Origin of the sequence: Quatrionicoccus australiensis (assembly GCF_020510425.1) — a bacterium.
Classification (GTDB): domain Bacteria; phylum Pseudomonadota; class Gammaproteobacteria; order Burkholderiales; family Rhodocyclaceae; genus Azonexus; species Azonexus australiensis_A.
This window is the reverse complement of the sequence record NZ_JAHBAH010000001.1, coordinates 144,463-159,897: the sequence shown is the minus strand read 5'-3', so window position 1 is coordinate 159,897 and position 15,435 is coordinate 144,463. Positions and strand designations below refer to the sequence as shown.

Below are 15,435 nucleotides of genomic sequence, written 5' to 3'. Positions count from 1 at the left end.
CATGGGGTGAGCCTGTGGCAGCGGCGGCGCGGTCCACGAAAAACGCCGCCCGAAAAGGCGGCGTTGGCTTTCTGCTGCGGATAATCGCTTATTGCTTGATCGCTTCGATAGCGACTTCGATGCGCACTTCGTCACCGACGTAAGGCGCGTACTTGCCGGCATTGAATTCCGAGCGCTTGACCACGGTCCAGGCATTGGCGCCGATCGCATCCTTCTTCAGCATCGGGTGCGGCATGGCCTGGAAGGAGGTCACGGTCAGGGTCACCGGCTTGGTGACGCCCTTCAGGGTCAGGTTGCCTTCGACGCTGACCGGCTTGTCGCCTTCGAAGACGACCTTGGTCGACTTGAAGGTAGCGGTCGGGTACTTGGCGGTGTCGAGGAAGTCTTCACCCTGGATGTGTTCGTTGAAGGTGTCGAAGCCGGTATCGACGGATTTGGTGTCGATCACGATGTCGACCGAGCCGGTCTTGGCGACCTTGTCGAAAACGACCTTGCCGCTGTTCTTGTTGAAGCGCGAAAGTTGGGTCGAGTAGCCAAAGTGGCTGTACGAGAAGCGCGAGAAGGTGTGCGTGCTGTCGGCGACGTAGGTTTCCGGGGCGGCCAGCGCCGGGGCTGCGGCAGCGGCGGAAAGGACGAGGGCGGCGGCGATCTTGTTGAGTTTTTGCATGGTGATTCTCCTGTTTGGGGTTGGGGTCTTACTTGCTGTTGGCGGTGATGTGGAACTTGATCAGGACGTCGTTGGCGACGATGTCGAACTTGGCCCAGGAGCCTTCGCCGATAGCGAAATCGGCGCGGCGGATGCTGAAGCTGCCGTCGAAGGTGCCGCTCTTGCCCTGCGCCGTGAAGGTGGCGGGGACAACGACGGGCTGCGTCTTGCCCTTGATGCTGAGCTGGCCGGTGACTTCGTACTTGTTGCCACCGAGCGGCTTGACGCCGGTCGACACGAAACGCGCGGTCGGGAAGGCCTTGGTGTTGAACCAGGGCTTGCCGGCCACTTCGTCGTCTCCTTCCGGGGCGCCGGTGTCTACGCTGGCCAGTTCGACATCGAAGCTGGCGCTGGCCGACGCCGGGCGGGCCGGATCGAAGGCGAGCTGGCTGGAAAAGCGCTTGAATTTGCCGTCGACCGCTACACCCATCTGCTTGTAGGTGAAGTTGATGGCGCTCTTGTCGGCCTGGACCTGGGTGAATTCGGCGGCGTGGGCCGCGAAGGCGGTAGTCAGTGCGAAAGCGAGGGCGATGCGTTTCATGTCAGTTCTCCTTGGCGTGACGGGGCAACATGCGAGTCAGGATGTCGTCCTTGTCGATGAAGTGGTGCTTGAGGGCGGCGCCGATATGGGCGAGCAGGGTGAGGATGAAGAGGATGGCGAGCGCTTCGTGGACTTCGGCGAGCTGCGCACCCAGTTCCTTGTTCTTTTCGAGCAGGTCGGGGATCGGCAGGATGCCGAACCAGACGGTTTGGAAGCCCTTGGCCGAACTCATCAGCCAGCCGGAGAGCGGCAGCGCCAGCATCAGCAGGTAGAGCGCCAGGTGACCGGCGTGCGCCGCCAGTTGCATCAGCTTCGGCATGCTCGCCGGCAGCGCGGGCGGCCGGTGTGCGACGCGCCAGGCGAGGCGGACCAGGACGAGCAGGAAGGCAGTGACGCCGGCCCACTTGTGCCAGGAATAAAGCTGCAGCTTTTCCGGCGACAGCGGCAGGTCATGCATGTAGAAGCCGAGCGCGAGCAGGCCGATGAGCAGGATCGCCATGGCCCAGTGCAGGCCCTTGGCAGTACGGGTGTAATGAGTGGACACGGTCAACCTCCTTATTGGGGCAAAAATGAATAGGCATCCATCGCGATCACGTAATCGTCGATGCCGGCATGGAAACGTTCGGTGCTGGCGTTTTCGCCCGCTGCTCCGAGTGCGACATAAAGCGGCAGCAAATGTTCATCGCTGGGATGCGCCTGGACACCACCCGGGCTTTGCCGGCGGTAGTCGAGCAGGGCGTCGATGTCGCCAGCCTGCAGGCGTTCGCTCAGCCAGTCGGTGAACTCGCGCACATAGGCCGGTGTCTGACCACCATTGCGCCAGGCCATCTGGTAATCGCGCAGGTTGTGCGTGACATTGCCCGAGGCGATCACGAGAAAGCCTTTCGCGGCGAGCGGGGCAAGCGCCCGGCCGAGTGCGTAGGCCTGTTGCGGCCCGCCATGGCTCTGGATGGACAGCGGGATGACCGGCACGTCGGCTTCCGGGAACATCAGACGCAGCGGCACCCAGGCGCCGTGATCGAGGCCGCGCCCGGCATCGCTGGCGACCGGCAGGCCGGCGCTGCGGATTGCGGCCACCACCTCGTCGGCCGCTTCGCGGCAGCCGGTGGCCGGGTAGTTGAGCGCATAGAGCTCTTCCGGGAATCCCCAGAAGTCATGAATGGTTTCCGGTCGGACGGCGTAGCCGACGGTCGGCTCGGCCGTATCCCAGTGCGCGCTGACGATGACGATGGCGCGCGGCAGCGGGAGCTGGCGGGCCGCCGCGGCGATCGCCGCACCGGCCGCACCGGGGCGCAGCGCGAAAGTCGGCGCGCCGTGCGGAACGAAAAGAGCGGGTAGGGACTGTGTCATTGCTGCGACTCCTGATGCGATGGGCGTACTTTAGTCCTCCTTTTTGCAGCGAAATAGCCGACAATCGGCAAATGTTTATTGCTGGATAAGCAACAATGGATAGACTCGAAGCCATGCATCTCTTCGTGCGTGTCGCCGAACTGGGCAGTTTTTCGGCGGTAGCGCTGCAACTGGGCCTCGCCCGTTCGGTGGTAACGCGCCAGATTGCGGCGCTCGAAGCGCATCTCGGCGTCAAGCTGATGGTGCGCAGTACGCGCCGCCTGGCGCTGACCTCGGCCGGTACCGCCTACCTGGAAAAATGCCGGGTCATTCTCAATCTCGTCGAGTCGGCCGAGACCGACGTCGCCGAGGAGCGCCTGACGCCGCGCGGCAATATCCGGATCAGCCTGCCGCTGAGCTTCGGCCTCAAGCGCCTGGCACCGCTGCTGCTCGATTTCTCGCAGCGCTATCCCGAAGTTGGCCTCGAGATGGATTACAGCGACCGGCGGGTCAAACTGATCGAGGAGGGCATCGACCTGTCGATCCGCATCACCCGGCGCCTCGAACCCGGCGACGTGGCGCGCAAGATCGGTCACAGCCGCATGCTGGTGCTCGCCGCGCCGGATTACCTGGCAAGGCATGGCCGGCCGCGCCATCCGTCCGAACTGGCGCATCACGAATGTCTGGGCTACACCGCCGGCGGCGGCAGCCTGGCCTGGCAGTTCATGGTTGCCGGGCAACTGGAAAGTTTTGTCATGCATAGCCGCATCAACGCCAACAACGGCGACGTGCTGACCGAGGCGGCAGCGCAGGGCCTGGGCATCACCTGTCAGCCCGATTTCATCATTGACGACTATCTGGCATCCGGCCGGGTCGAGGCCATCCTTGCTGACTTTCCGATTCCCGAACTCGGGATTTACGCCATGTTGCCGAGCAACCGGCATGTGCCGCACCGGGTGCGCGTGCTGATGGATTTCCTCGCTTCCGGGTTGGCCGAGCCGGCAATTTAGGTGTTTTTCCGGCGTCGACCGGTCGACGCCGGAATTTTCGCTGTTTTCAGGCGGCGAGCAGGGCCTGCAACTGGCTGAAGAAAGCCTTGTCGCGCTCGTATTGGCCGTCAGCGAGCATTCCCTTGGTCGTTTCGAGCGCGGCCAGGAAATTGTCGACGACCTGGCGATAGCTGTCGGTCTCGTCCGCTGCGTATGGCGCCCCCTGGCTCTGTCCGTCGATCCGGATGCCGTAGATGGCATCGTGCATCATCAACTGATAGGTCATCATCTGCCCCGGAGCCATGTCGGCCGTGGCCTGGAACCAGGCCTCCTTGACGGCCGCGGGCGCGTCGCTGGGCGGGAAGGACATGGTTCGGGCCGCGCCCACCTCTTCGATCCCGTCGGCGTTCAGGTCTACCGCGTAGCCTTCGGGCAGCAACAGGTTTTCGGCGCCTTCCTCGCTGATGGAGGCGGTATCGATACGGTCGGCGAGGCAGTGGTTCTGGCGCACGGCATCAAGCTCCTTCGCCGACAGCGAGCCGAGAAACTGGCGGGCATTGTCCATGCCGCCCGAACTGTAGGCCTTGTTCAGCACCTCGGCGTAGAGCGCCTGACTCTCAGTGCTGACGCCGCGCAGGGCGGAAAGTTCACGATGCGTGCTGCCGAGGATATCGGTCAGCGATTGGCTGGCAGTATCGCTTTCGCTGCTCGCCGATATCGGGTTTTGCGCTGCAAATGCGGCCTGGTAAGCCGCGTAAAAACTGCTGTCCGGTGTTTCGCGGTAGCCGTGGCGCTGCGCCGCAGTAATCGGTGTGCCGACGTTTCTGATCTGCATGATCTTGCCTTTCTCCCGGAAAAATTTGCCGTTGTCAGCCTGTTTTGCCGGTCATTCGCTGGCGTTTCGGCCATTGCCGGCCGCTTTGGGCTTGCCCGGGGAAATTAGCAGGGAATATGCCAGTTGAACGGCGTGGCGAGGCGTCAGGGCCGCTCAGCTTGAAATCGGCGAGGTGGATGATGTCAGCCATGGCAGAAGTATGCGAAAACTGTTGCCCGGTTTGCGCGTCCCCCGGATTTTTCGGGCTCCCAGGGTATTTACCCGCTGATTGGTGGCTAGCCCTTCGGCATTGTTCACCTGGCGTTTCGTTATTGCGGCCGGCCTTGCCTGGTGCTGTTCTTCCGGCTTCCCCTTCTGCTAAGCTGCGTTTTCCCTACTCCGGAGTTTTCAGATGCGGATCATGATCGTCGATGACAATGCAGCCATGCGCAAGCTGCTTGCCGCATTGTTTGCCGCGGCCGGTCATGAAGTGGTGGGTTCCTTCGGCGATGGCGATGGTCTGGAGGATCAAGTCCGCTCCATCCTGCCCGATGTGCTGTGTCTTGATTACCATCTGCCGGGGCGTGACGGGCTGACCATCATCAAATCGATCCAGGCGGAATGGCCGCAGATCGACGTTGTCTTCATGACTGCTTCGGCGGAAACGGACATCGAAGAGCGGGCTGCGGATGCCGGGGCTTCCGGCTTCATCCGCAAGCCTTTCGGTCAGGTGCAGATCTTTGCCGAATTGCAGGCGGTTGCCGATACCCGCCATGCCGCCAATCACCAGGCCGGCGCCGGCGCCCCCAATGCGCCGGCACCGGTGCGCGGCAAGCGAGAGACGGCGGTGATCGCCGATGACAATGGCTCGGTGCGTCTGGTGCTCAAGGGCTTGCTCGAAGAAAACGGATTGATCGTCGTGCAGTCGGTGGCGAACGGGGCCGAGGCGGTACAGGCGGTACGCAATCATCAGCCGCGGGTGCTCTGCCTGGACGTCAACATGCCGGTGATGGGCGGCCTGGAAGCGCTGCCGCAAATTGTCGAGGCCAGCCCGCAAACCTCGGTCATCATGGTCACCGGTTGTGCCGACAAGAAGCTGGTCAGCCAGGCTGCAGGCCTGGGCGCCGTCGGCTACATCCTCAAACCCTTGCGTCCGGCCTACGTCGAAACCTTCATCCGGCGCTTGCTCGGTCGCTGAAGCTGCTGTTTCAGCGTGCCGCTGACAGCCATTTGAGCAGCGTCGCAAACAGGATTTCCGGATCGACCGGCTTGGCAATGAAGTCGTCCATGCCGGCTTCCATACAGCGCGCCTTGTCCTCGGCGAAGGCATTGGCAGTCATTGCCAGGATGGGCAGCTTGGCGCAGCCGGGCAGCTCGCGAATGCGTCGGGTTGCTTCCAGGCCATCCATGCGCGGCATCTGCATATCCATCAGGATCAGCTGGTACGGATGCTGGCTGGCCATGGCGACGGCCTCGACCCCGTCCGCCGCGACATCGACGGCAAGTTCAAGGTCGCTGAGGATCTCGAGGGCGATTTCGCGGTTGATCGGCTCATCCTCGACGAGCAGGATGCGGCTGCCGGCGTAATTGCTGTGCAGTATTTCCTCCGCTTGCTGTGCCTTGACTGCCATCGGCCTGGGCCTATCCAGACGGTCGCGCGCCAGCCTGACGGAAAACCAGAACAGGCTGCCTTCACCTTGGCGACTGCTGACGCCGGCATCCCCGTCCATCAACTGGGCGAGACGGCGCGTGATGTTGAGGCCAAGCCCGGTGCCTCCGTGGTGGCGGGTGGTCGAGTTGTCGGCTTGTTCGAAAGCCGAGAACAGGCGTCGCTGGGCTTCCTCACTGATGCCGCTGCCGGTGTCCTCGACTTCGAAGCGGAGGTGGACATCATCTGCCGACTGTTCGATGAGCCGGGTGCGCAGCGTGATGTGGCCGCTGTCGGTAAATTTGACGGCGTTGATTACGTAATTGAGCAAGGCCTGCCGGATCCGGGTCGGATCGCCGAGCAGGTTGCCGGGCAGGGCGCTGGTTTCGACGCGCAGGTCGAGGTTCTTGGCGTGGACGCGCTCGGCCATCAGCGAGACGACATCGGCAACCAGGGCGCCGACATGGACCGGAATCGACTCCAGGGTCAGTTTGCCGGCCTCGATTTTCGACAGGTCGAGAATGTCGTTGATGATTGCCAGCAGGTGTTGCCCGGCGACCTCGATCTTGCCCAGGCGTTCGGCCTGGCGCGGCGTGATGCTGTCCCGTCGCAGCAGGTGCACCATGCCGGTGATGGCATTCATCGGGGTGCGGATTTCATGGCTCATGTTGGCCAGGAAGGAACTCTTGGCGCGGTTGGCGGCCTCGGCCTCGGCGGCATGGGCTGCGAGCTCGGTGTTGAGCGCAGCGATCTGGCGGGTGCGTTCATCGACCAGTTCTTCAAGATGCAGGCGATAGCGTTCCAGTTCCTCGATGTTGTGCTTTTTCTCGGTCACGTCTTCCTTGACCGAGAGGTAATGCGTGATCCGGCCATCGCTCTGGCGGATGGGCGAGAAGATCTGGTGTTCGATATAGGTTTCGCCATCCTTGCGCCGGTTGATGAACTCACCCTGCCAGGGCCGGCCGTTGCCCAGCGCCTGCCACAGCGCCGCATAGGTCTCCGGCTGCGTGCGGCCGGACTGCAGGAAGTGCGGATTGCGCCCGATCACTTCATCGAATGCGTAGCCGGAGGTCTTGCAGAATGCTTCATTGACGTATTCGATCTCGCAGCGCGTATTGGTGATGATGATTGAATTCGGGCTTTGTTCGACCGCCTGCGAGAGCTTGCGCAGCTTTTCCTCCGAGGCGCGCTGGGCGCTGACATCGAACCAGGCGACGACCGTGCCGATACTTTCGCCATCCTGAACGACCGGGCGGCCCCAATACTCGACGGGAACAGCCTGACCGTCCTTGCGCCAGAAGACTTCGCCTTCGACATGGACGCCATTTTCATTGAGGTTGTTGAGGCCGGCGGGGCATTCGCAGGCTGGATAGAGCGTACCGTCGGCGTGCGAGTGATGAATGGTGGTGTGCATGCGCTGGCCAAGCAGTTCGCTTTCGTCGGCATAGCCGAGCAGCTCGATACAGGCGCGGTTGACGAAGATGCAGGTGCCGTCGCGGTCGGTGCCGTAAATGCCTTCCGCCATCGAGTCGAGGAGCAGGCGGAATTTTCTCTCGCTTTGTTCCAGGCGGGTGAGGGATTCGCCCTGGGCCCGGTTGGCTTCGTGTACGGTCCGGAAATAAAGCCAGCCGCCATAAATGGAGAAAAACAGCAGTCCGCCGGCGATCGCCAGCAGCACGAAAAGCCAGGTCCGGTTGTCCTGGATATCCGGCCAGGATTCAAGATAGTGCGGCAGGTAAACGCTGATCCCGTCGGCGGACAAGGTTTGTTTTTCGAGAATGAGCGGGGTGTTGCGGCGACTTTTCAGCAAATCGGGAAAATTGTCATCGCCCCAGCCCGATAGTTGCATCGGCTCCGCTTTCGCCAACTGATAGCGTTGCAGGCGCTGATATTCACTGAATTGCTCCAGGGTGTTGCCGGGAACGGTTCGCCACAGCAAGGCGGGATCGGTGGACGAGACAACGACGCCATGCGCGTCCGTCAGAAAGACACCGCTGCCGGCGAAATGCTGGGTCAGGCTGCGAATGTTGAGTTTGACCGCAATCGTGCCGAGATTCCTGCCCTCGGCCAGAACCGGTGCGGCGAAGTAGAGGCCGGGAATCCGGCTGACCTTGCCGATGGCAAATTGCCGCCCCGGCTTGCCGGCTTGCGTGCTGTGGAAATAATCGCGTTCGCTGAAGTCGGTGCCGACAAAACTGTCCGGCTCCCCGGCGTTGCTGGCGGCAACGCTGCGGCCGTCGGGCGTCATGATCCAGATGACGTCGGCCTTCAGTACTTTCGCCTGGCTCAGCAGATAACGGTTGAGTTCTGCCAGTTGCTGGCTTTCGCTTCGTTGCTGAGCCGGCGCGTCCTTGCCGGATGATCGGGCGGCAGCCGGTCCGGCGAGTTTTTGTTGCAATTGCCGGATGGCGGGTTCGTGCGCCAGCGCTTCCGGTAGCGCCGCCTGCCAGTTCAGGGTTTCCTGGATGCTGGCGGCGACATAGCTCAGTTGCCGGTGGGCAGTTGCGGTTTCCTGTTGGTAGAGTTCAGCGGACAGGTGCGAGGTGTAGAGCGAAGCAAGTACCCAGGCGATCCCCGTCCAGATCAGCCCCATGGTCAGCAATGGCCGGTAGTGGGCGGTATCGAACGCCATGGCGTGACGTTTGCCGATTGCGGCAACCACCATGGCGATGATGATGGCGATGATGGCCAGGGCGAGTGCCGTGGCGAGCAGGGAGGGCGTCAGCTGCGAAACGGGAATGCCGGCATCGCCGTCACGGACAAAATAGGCCGCCGCCATCGCGGTGTAGTGCATGCCGGAAATCGCCAGGCCCAGTGTGCTTGCCGCAGCCAGGTTGGCCCATGGGCCGCTGGGCAGCCAGCGGTCGATTCTCGCCTTGAGCCAGAGTGCCGGGATGGCCAGGCAAACCGCGACCGCGAGCGAGACGAAAAACAGGGTTCGGTCGTAACGCACCAGTCCGTCGAGGCGCATCGCGGCCATGCCGGTGTAGTGCATGAGGCCGATGCCGAGCGCGATCAGGGTGCCGCCGAGCAGCAAATCCGGCGTGTCGAGCACTTTCCGGCTGATCAGTGCCAGCGCCAGGCTGCAGGCAAGAACGCCGGGGATGATCGAAACGGTCGTCAGCCACGGCGAATAGGCGACGCTGCAGGGAAGCTGGAAGGCCTGCATGCCGACGAAATGCATCGCCCAGATACCAAGCCCCATGGTGATGCCACCTGCTGCAAGCCAGTTGCGGCGTTGTCGGCGATCGTCGAGCCTGGTTGTCAGGTCGGAGACGAGCAGGGCGGCAAAGGCAGCGAAGATGGCAATCAGCAATGAGGCCACGACCAGCAGCGGGTCGTACTGACCAATGTAAAGAAGGCTGTCGGGTGGCGCGCTGCTGACGAGTTCGAGCATGAAGGGGCGGTTGCCTGTTTTTTGGGCTGCTGGGCCGAAACAGTATATATCTTAAGGCAGAGTGCGCTCCTTTCTTTGCTTCTCCATCGGTCAACGCCTGTTGATGGTCGTTTTTCGGGCGTGTGCAGTATGTTTTTTGCACTTGCCGATGAATTTTTTTCGCTGATGCAAGGTCATATCCAACTTGGCGCTTTCGCCATCACCAAAACATGGAGCACAACATGAGCAATTCCGTAACCCTGGGCGGCAATCCGATCGAAGTGGGCGGCGTCTTTCCCGTCAAGGGCAGCGCCGCCCCGGCCTTTGCGCTGGTCGGCAAGGATCTGGCCGATGTCACGCTGGCCAGCCTGGGCGGTCAACGCAAGATTTTGAACATTTTTCCCAGTGTCGATACGCCGACCTGCGCGACCTCTGTGCGCAAGTTCAACCAGTCGGCCAGTGAGTTGAAGAACACCGTCGTGCTGTGCATCTCGGCCGATCTGCCGTTTGCGCAAAGCCGTTTCTGCGGTGCCGAGGGCCTGGCCAACGTGCAGACCCTGTCCACCATGCGCGGCCGCGATTTCCTGGCCGCTTACGGCGTCGCCATCGCCAGCGGGCCGCTCGCCGGGCTGGCGGCGCGCGCCGTCATCGTGCTTGATGAAAATAATCAGGTACTGCACAGTGAACTGGTCAGCGAAATCAAGCAGGAGCCGGATTACGCCCCGGCTCTCGCCGCGCTCGCCTGACCCCATCCCGGCGCGGCAGCGTTTTCTGCTTCGCCGGGCGGTCGACCGCTGTAAACGCAGGTTTTTCCCATGCCGATGCGCCGTTTTTCCGTGCCGCCGTCTTCCGGCGGCTTGAAACTGTCCGAACTGATTTCGGCGCTGTCGCACGCGCTCGACATCACCGAAGGGCAGCCGGCCGGGCATTGCATCCGCTGCTGCTGGATCGGCATGCACATCGGTCGGACGATCGGGCTCGCTGACGAGGCGCTGTGGGAGCTCTATTACACGCTGCTGCTCAAGGATCTCGGCTGCAGCAGCAACGCGGCACGCATCTGCGAGCTGTACCTGACCGACGACCTCGCTTTCAAACGCGACTTCAAGACGGTCGGCGACAGCCTGCCACAGGTGCTGCAATTCGTGCTCAGCCATACCGGTCTCAAGGCCGGGCTGGCCGAACGCTTTCGCACCGCGTTGACGATCATGCGCGACGGCAGCGAGATCGCACAGGAACTGATTGCGACGCGTTGCCAGCGCGGTGCCGAAATCGCCCGCCTGCTGCGTTTTCCGGAAGCGGTCGCGGCCGGGATTTACAGCCTCGATGAGCATTTCAACGGGCAGGGCCGGCCGGCAGCACTGGCCGGCGATGCGATCCCGCTCTATGCGCGGATCGCGCTGCTCGCCCAGGTCATCGACGTCTTCCACACGACCGGCGGGCCGGGCGCAGCACTCGACGAAATCCGCCAGCGTTCCGGCAACTGGTTCGATCCGCTGTTGGTGCAGGCCTTCGAGCTCGTTGCCGATGACGATGCCTTCTGGGCCATGCTGGCCGCACCGGAAGTCGGCGCCGCCATCCTGGCGCTCGAACCGGCCGCGCACATCGTTGATCTGGATGACGATTACCTCGACGACATCGCCGCCGCCTTCGGCCAGGTGGTCGACTCGAAGAGTCCTTACACCAGCGGCCACAGTGCGCGCGTGGCGCTTTACACCGACCTGATCGCCGAAGAAATGGGCCTGTCCGCCGAGCGTCGGCGCTGGCTCAAGCGCGGTGCGCTGCTGCACGACGTCGGCAAGCTCGGTGTCAGCAACAGCGTGCTCGACAAGCCGGGCAAGCTCGACGCCGAGGAGTGGGAAGCGGTCAAGGCGCACGCGATGTACACCGAAACCATCCTGGCGCGCATCGCTGCTTTTTCCGAGCTGGCCGTCGTTGCCGCGGCGCATCACGAGCGTCTCGACGGCAAGGGTTATCCGCGCGGTTTGCTCGCCGATGAGATCACCCTGGAAACCCGCATCATCACGACGGCCGACATCTTTGATGCGATCACCGCCGAGCGCCCCTATCGTGGCGCCATTCCGATTCCCCGCACGCTCGAGATGATGGCCGAAAACCTCGGTACCGCCATCGACGAGCACTGTTTTGCCGCGCTGAAACGGTCACTCGACCGCCTGCCGGCCTGATTCCCCCGTAAAATACGGCCTTTTCGCATTCCGGCTTTTCCGGACAAGGTTTTTCGCATGACTATTCAACAAAAAGTGCCGACCGTCGGCTTCGTCAGCCTGGGTTGCCCCAAGGCCAGCTCGGACGCCGAGCGCATCCTGACCAAGCTGCGCGCCGAAGGCTATGAAATCTCCCCGAGCTACGACAATTCCGATTTGGTGATCGTCAATACCTGCGGCTTCATCGATGCCGCCGTCGAGGAATCGCTCGACGCGATCGGCGAGGCCTTGAACGAAAACGGCAAGGTTATCGTCACCGGCTGCCTCGGCGCCAAGGGCGACATCGTGCAATCGACGCATCCGTCGGTGCTCGCCGTGACCGGCCCGCACGCCGCCGATGAAGTCATGGGCTACGTGCATGCGCACCTGCCGAAACCGCATGATCCCTACACCGACCTGGTGCCGGCCCAGGGCGTGCGCCTGACGCCCGATCACTTCGCCTACCTGAAGATTTCCGAAGGCTGCAATCACAGCTGCACCTTCTGCATCATCCCGTCGCTGCGCGGCCCGCTCGTCTCGCGCCCGGTTGGCGACGTGCTGGCCGAGGCCGAGAACCTGGCGCGCGCCGGGGTCAAGGAAATCCTCGTTATCTCGCAGGACACCAGTGCCTACGGCGTCGATCTGAAATACCGCACCGCCTTCTGGGGCGGCAAGCCGGTCAAGAGCCGCCTGAAGGAATTGTGCGAGGCGCTGGCCAGCTTCGGCATCTGGGTGCGCCTGCATTACGTTTATCCGTACCCGTCGGTCGACGACATCATTCCGCTGATGGCCGAAGGCAAGATCCTGCCTTACCTCGACGTGCCTTTCCAGCACGCCAGCCCGAAGATCCTCAAGGCCATGAAGCGCCCCGGCTCCAGCGAGAACACGCTGGAGCGCATCGCCCGCTGGCGCGAGATCTGCCCGGAGCTGGTTATCCGCTCGACCTTCATCACCGGCTTTCCGGGCGAGACGGAAGAGGATTTCGACCAGTTGATCCAGTTCCTCGAAGATGCCAAGCTCGACCGCGTCGGCGCCTTTGCCTACTCGCCGGTCGAGGGCGCCAAGGCCAACGAACTCGGCGAACTGCTGCCGGAGGACGTGCGCGAAGATCGCCGCCGTTGGCTGATGCAGGTTCAGGAAGACATCTCCGCCGCCAAGCTCGAAGCCAAGATCGACACCACCATCCAGGTGCTGGTCGACGCGGTGGACGAGGAAGGCACAATCGCCCGTTCCAAGGCCGATGCACCGGAAATCGACGGTCTGGTCTATCTCGACGGCTTCTTCGATGCCCAGCCGGGCGACTTCCTGCAAGTCAAGGTCGTCGACGCCGATCACCATGACCTCTACGCCCAGCCTGTCTGAGCAACTCGCAGAGATTGTCGGGGCGGCGCACGTCCTGACTGCGCCGGCCGACATCGCGCCCTTCGTCAGCGACTGGCGCGGGCGTTACGTCGGGGCAGCGCTCTGCGTCGTGCGTCCGGCTGATACGGCAGAAGTCGCCGCCGTCGTCCGCGCCTGCGCCGCCAGCCATACGCCGATCGTGCCGCAGGGTGGCAATACCAGTCTGTGCGGCGCGGCGACGCCGGATGCGACGGGCCGGGCGGTCGTGCTCAGTCTGAGCCGGCTGCGCCATATCCGCGCGGTCGACGCGCAAAACAACACCATTTCGGTCGAGGCCGGCTGCACGCTGGCCGAGGTGCAGGCGGCGGCACGCGCTGTCGACCGGCTGTTCCCGCTGGCGCTCGCTTCCGAAGGCACGTGCCGGATCGGCGGTAATTTGTCGACCAATGCCGGCGGCGTGCAGGTGCTGCGCTACGGCAACACGCGCGAGCTGACGCTGGGCCTCGAAGTGGTACTGCCCAACGGCGACATCTGGGACGGCCTGCGCGGCCTGCGCAAGGACAACACCGGCTACGACCTCAAGCAGTTGTTCATCGGCGCCGAAGGCACGCTCGGCATCATCACTGCCGCCGTGCTCAAGCTCGACCCGCTGCCGCGCCGGCTGAGCACCTGCTGGCTCAATGTCGCCAGCCCGGCCGCAGCGGTCGACCTGCTGAATCGGGCAAAAACCGTTTTCGACGCGCAGTTGACCGCTTTCGAACTGATTTCCGAAACGGCGCTCGGCCTGGTGCTCAAGAATATCCCGGGCAGCGTCCGGCCCGGCGCCGTGTCGCCCTGGTACGTGCTGGCCGAGTTTGCCGATGCGCCGACCGCCGCTGTCGAAGCCTGGCTGGGCGACATGCTGGAACGCGAGCGCCTCGCCGACGCCGTGCTCGCGCAGAGCGAGACGCAGGCGGCGCGGCTGTGGGCGCTGCGCGAGAACATCTCGGAAGCGCAGAAGATAGAAGGCGTCAGCATCAAGCACGATGTCGCGGTGCCGGTCTCAGCCATTTCCGAGTTCCTGGCGCGCGCCGACGCGGCGCTGGCGGCAGCCTTTCCCGGCATCCGTGTCGTCGCCTTCGGGCATGTCGGCGACGGCAACCTGCACTACAACCTGTCGCAGGCCGACGCGCAGGAAAACGCCGTTTTCCTCGCCAGCCAGCCGGCGGTCAACCGCATCGTGCATGACACGGTCGACTCCCTGAACGGCTCGATTTCCGCCGAGCACGGCATCGGCCAGTTGAAGCGCGACGAGTTGGCGCATTACAAGAGCCCGGTCGAACTCGCGCTGATGCGCAGCATCAAGCAGGCGCTCGATCCGCAGGGCCTGATGAATCCGGGCAAGATCCTCTAGGCGGCACGGCTCGACGCGCGGGTTCGGTTTTGTTAGTATATGAAGTGACTACAAAACATATATAGAGTGCCTGCCTTGGGAATTGTCAAAATATCAGAACAGATGCATGAAAACCTGCGTCTGACCAGCGGCGCGCTGAGTCGCTCGATCAATGCCCAGGCCGAGCACTGGTTGCGCGTCGGCATGCTCGCCGAACTCAATCCGCAACTGCATTACGGCGAGATCTGCCTGTTGTTGATCCAGGCCGAACGCCAGGCCGGGCCGCTCACTGAAGAGCGTGCCGCATGAGCGGCGCCGTGCAGGTGCCGCTGCGCTCGCCGGAAGAGATTGCACTGGCCCGCCGGGCCGGTCATCTCGCCGCCGAACTGCTCGACATGATCGGCCAGCATGTTCGGGCCGGGGTGACGACCGACGAACTCGACCGCCTGTGCCACGACCATATCGTCAAGGTGCAGGGCGCGATTCCGGCCAATGTTGGTTACCACGGTTATCCGAAGACGATCTGCGCCTCGGTCAATAACGTCATCTGCCACGGCATTCCGTCCGACAAGAAACTCAGGAACGGCGACATCGTCAATATCGACGTCGCGCTCAACAAGGACGGCTGGTTCGGCGATTCGAGCCGGATGTACTGCGTCGGCGAGCCGGGCATCCTCGCCCGCCGCCTGGTGCGCACCACCTACGAGGCGATGCGCGCCGGCATCCTGCAGGTGCGGCCGGGCGCGACGCTCGGCGATGTCGGCCATGCCATCCAGAAAGTCGCCGAACGTGAAGGCTTCAGCGTCGTGCGCGAATACTGCGGCCACGGCATCGGTCGCATCTACCACGACGAGCCGCAGGTCCTGCATTACGGCCGGCCCGGCGAAGGCCTCCGGCTCGAAGCCGGCATGGTGTTCACCATCGAGCCGATGATCAACGCCGGCAAGCCCGGCATCCGCCATCTGCCGGACGGCTGGACGGTGGTCACCAAGGATCGTTCGCTCTCGGCGCAGTGGGAGCACATGGTCGCCGTGACCGACAGCGGTTTCGAGATACTGACGCCATGGCCGGACGGCTACGGCGATTACCCGGCCATCGCGGCCTGAGCGCAGTGCCGA

General features: G+C 63.2%; 15 protein-coding genes. 8 read left to right on the top strand and 7 right to left on the bottom strand.

Going from position 1 to position 15,435, the window contains the following annotated elements:
• Positions 1-88: 88 nt before the first annotated feature.
• Genes KIG99_RS00845 through KIG99_RS00830 form a run of 4 tightly spaced genes read right to left on the bottom strand, consistent with a single transcriptional unit; the run spans position 89 to position 2,597 of the window.
• Positions 89-667 carry a YceI family protein gene (locus KIG99_RS00845; RefSeq protein WP_226458333.1) on the bottom strand — a complete coding sequence of 193 codons (579 nt, stop codon included), beginning with the start codon at positions 665-667 and terminating at the stop codon, positions 89-91.
• 28 nt (positions 668-695) lie between these two features.
• Positions 696-1,247, bottom strand: coding sequence for a YceI family protein (locus tag KIG99_RS00840; RefSeq protein ID WP_226458332.1), 552 nt, complete (start codon positions 1,245-1,247; stop codon positions 696-698).
• Between the two features lies 1 nt (position 1,248).
• Positions 1,249-1,791: a cytochrome b gene (locus tag KIG99_RS00835; protein ID WP_226458331.1), complete on the bottom strand. Its 543-nt coding sequence runs from the start codon at positions 1,789-1,791 to the stop codon at positions 1,249-1,251.
• Between the two features lie 11 nt (positions 1,792-1,802).
• Positions 1,803-2,597 carry a DODA-type extradiol aromatic ring-opening family dioxygenase gene (locus KIG99_RS00830; protein ID WP_226458330.1) on the bottom strand — a complete coding sequence of 265 codons (795 nt, stop codon included), beginning with the start codon at positions 2,595-2,597 and terminating at the stop codon, positions 1,803-1,805.
• A 95-nt stretch (positions 2,598-2,692) separates the two neighbouring features.
• Here KIG99_RS00830 and KIG99_RS00825 point away from each other — a divergent pair, with 95 nt between their 5' ends.
• Positions 2,693-3,586: a LysR family transcriptional regulator gene (locus KIG99_RS00825; RefSeq protein ID WP_226458329.1), complete on the top strand. Its 894-nt coding sequence runs from the start codon at positions 2,693-2,695 to the stop codon at positions 3,584-3,586.
• 46 nt (positions 3,587-3,632) lie between these two features.
• Here KIG99_RS00825 and KIG99_RS00820 read toward each other — a convergent pair whose 3' ends face one another.
• Together KIG99_RS00820 and KIG99_RS00815 are read right to left on the bottom strand one after the other, a co-directional pair.
• The gene (locus KIG99_RS00820) at positions 3,633-4,400 is read right to left on the bottom strand and encodes a hypothetical protein (protein ID WP_226458328.1); all 768 of its coding nucleotides are present in this window, start codon (positions 4,398-4,400) and stop codon (positions 3,633-3,635) included.
• A 34-nt stretch (positions 4,401-4,434) separates the two neighbouring features.
• Positions 4,435-4,590, bottom strand: a complete 156-nt coding sequence (locus KIG99_RS00815) for a hypothetical protein (protein ID WP_226458327.1) — start codon at positions 4,588-4,590, stop codon at positions 4,435-4,437.
• Positions 4,591-4,791: 201 nt separating this feature from the next.
• On the opposite strand from KIG99_RS00815, the gene KIG99_RS00810 reads away from it, so the two are divergent.
• Positions 4,792-5,577, top strand: coding sequence for a response regulator (locus KIG99_RS00810; protein ID WP_226458326.1), 786 nt, complete (start codon positions 4,792-4,794; stop codon positions 5,575-5,577).
• Positions 5,578-5,587: 10 nt separating this feature from the next.
• Here the strand turns inward: KIG99_RS00810 and KIG99_RS00805 are convergent, their stop codons facing one another.
• Positions 5,588-9,424 carry an MHYT domain-containing protein gene (locus KIG99_RS00805; RefSeq protein WP_226458325.1) on the bottom strand — a complete coding sequence of 1,279 codons (3,837 nt, stop codon included), beginning with the start codon at positions 9,422-9,424 and terminating at the stop codon, positions 5,588-5,590.
• A 221-nt stretch (positions 9,425-9,645) separates the two neighbouring features.
• Here KIG99_RS00805 and tpx point away from each other — a divergent pair, with 221 nt between their 5' ends.
• The 6 genes from tpx (at position 9,646) to map (ending at position 15,423) form a co-directional block, all read left to right on the top strand.
• Positions 9,646-10,149 carry a thiol peroxidase gene (gene tpx / locus KIG99_RS00800; protein ID WP_226458324.1) on the top strand — a complete coding sequence of 168 codons (504 nt, stop codon included), beginning with the start codon at positions 9,646-9,648 and terminating at the stop codon, positions 10,147-10,149.
• Between the two features lie 69 nt (positions 10,150-10,218).
• On the top strand, positions 10,219-11,586 hold the full coding sequence (locus KIG99_RS00795; RefSeq protein ID WP_319002349.1) for an HD-GYP domain-containing protein: 1,368 nt from the start codon (positions 10,219-10,221) through the stop codon (positions 11,584-11,586).
• A 57-nt stretch (positions 11,587-11,643) separates the two neighbouring features.
• The gene (gene rimO / locus KIG99_RS00790; RefSeq protein ID WP_226458323.1) at positions 11,644-12,966 is read left to right on the top strand and encodes a 30S ribosomal protein S12 methylthiotransferase RimO; all 1,323 of its coding nucleotides are present in this window, start codon (positions 11,644-11,646) and stop codon (positions 12,964-12,966) included.
• Positions 12,941-14,338, top strand: coding sequence for an FAD-binding oxidoreductase (locus KIG99_RS00785; protein WP_226458322.1), 1,398 nt, complete (start codon positions 12,941-12,943; stop codon positions 14,336-14,338). Before rimO ends, KIG99_RS00785 begins: the two co-directional genes overlap by 26 nt.
• Positions 14,339-14,413: 75 nt before the next feature.
• On the top strand, positions 14,414-14,626 hold the full coding sequence (locus KIG99_RS00780) for a ParD-like family protein (protein ID WP_226458321.1): 213 nt from the start codon (positions 14,414-14,416) through the stop codon (positions 14,624-14,626).
• A complete protein-coding gene (map, locus tag KIG99_RS00775) occupies positions 14,623-15,423 on the top strand; it encodes a type I methionyl aminopeptidase (protein WP_226458320.1) in 801 nt (266 codons plus the stop codon). Before KIG99_RS00780 ends, map begins: the two co-directional genes overlap by 4 nt.
• Positions 15,424-15,435 lie beyond the last annotated feature (12 nt).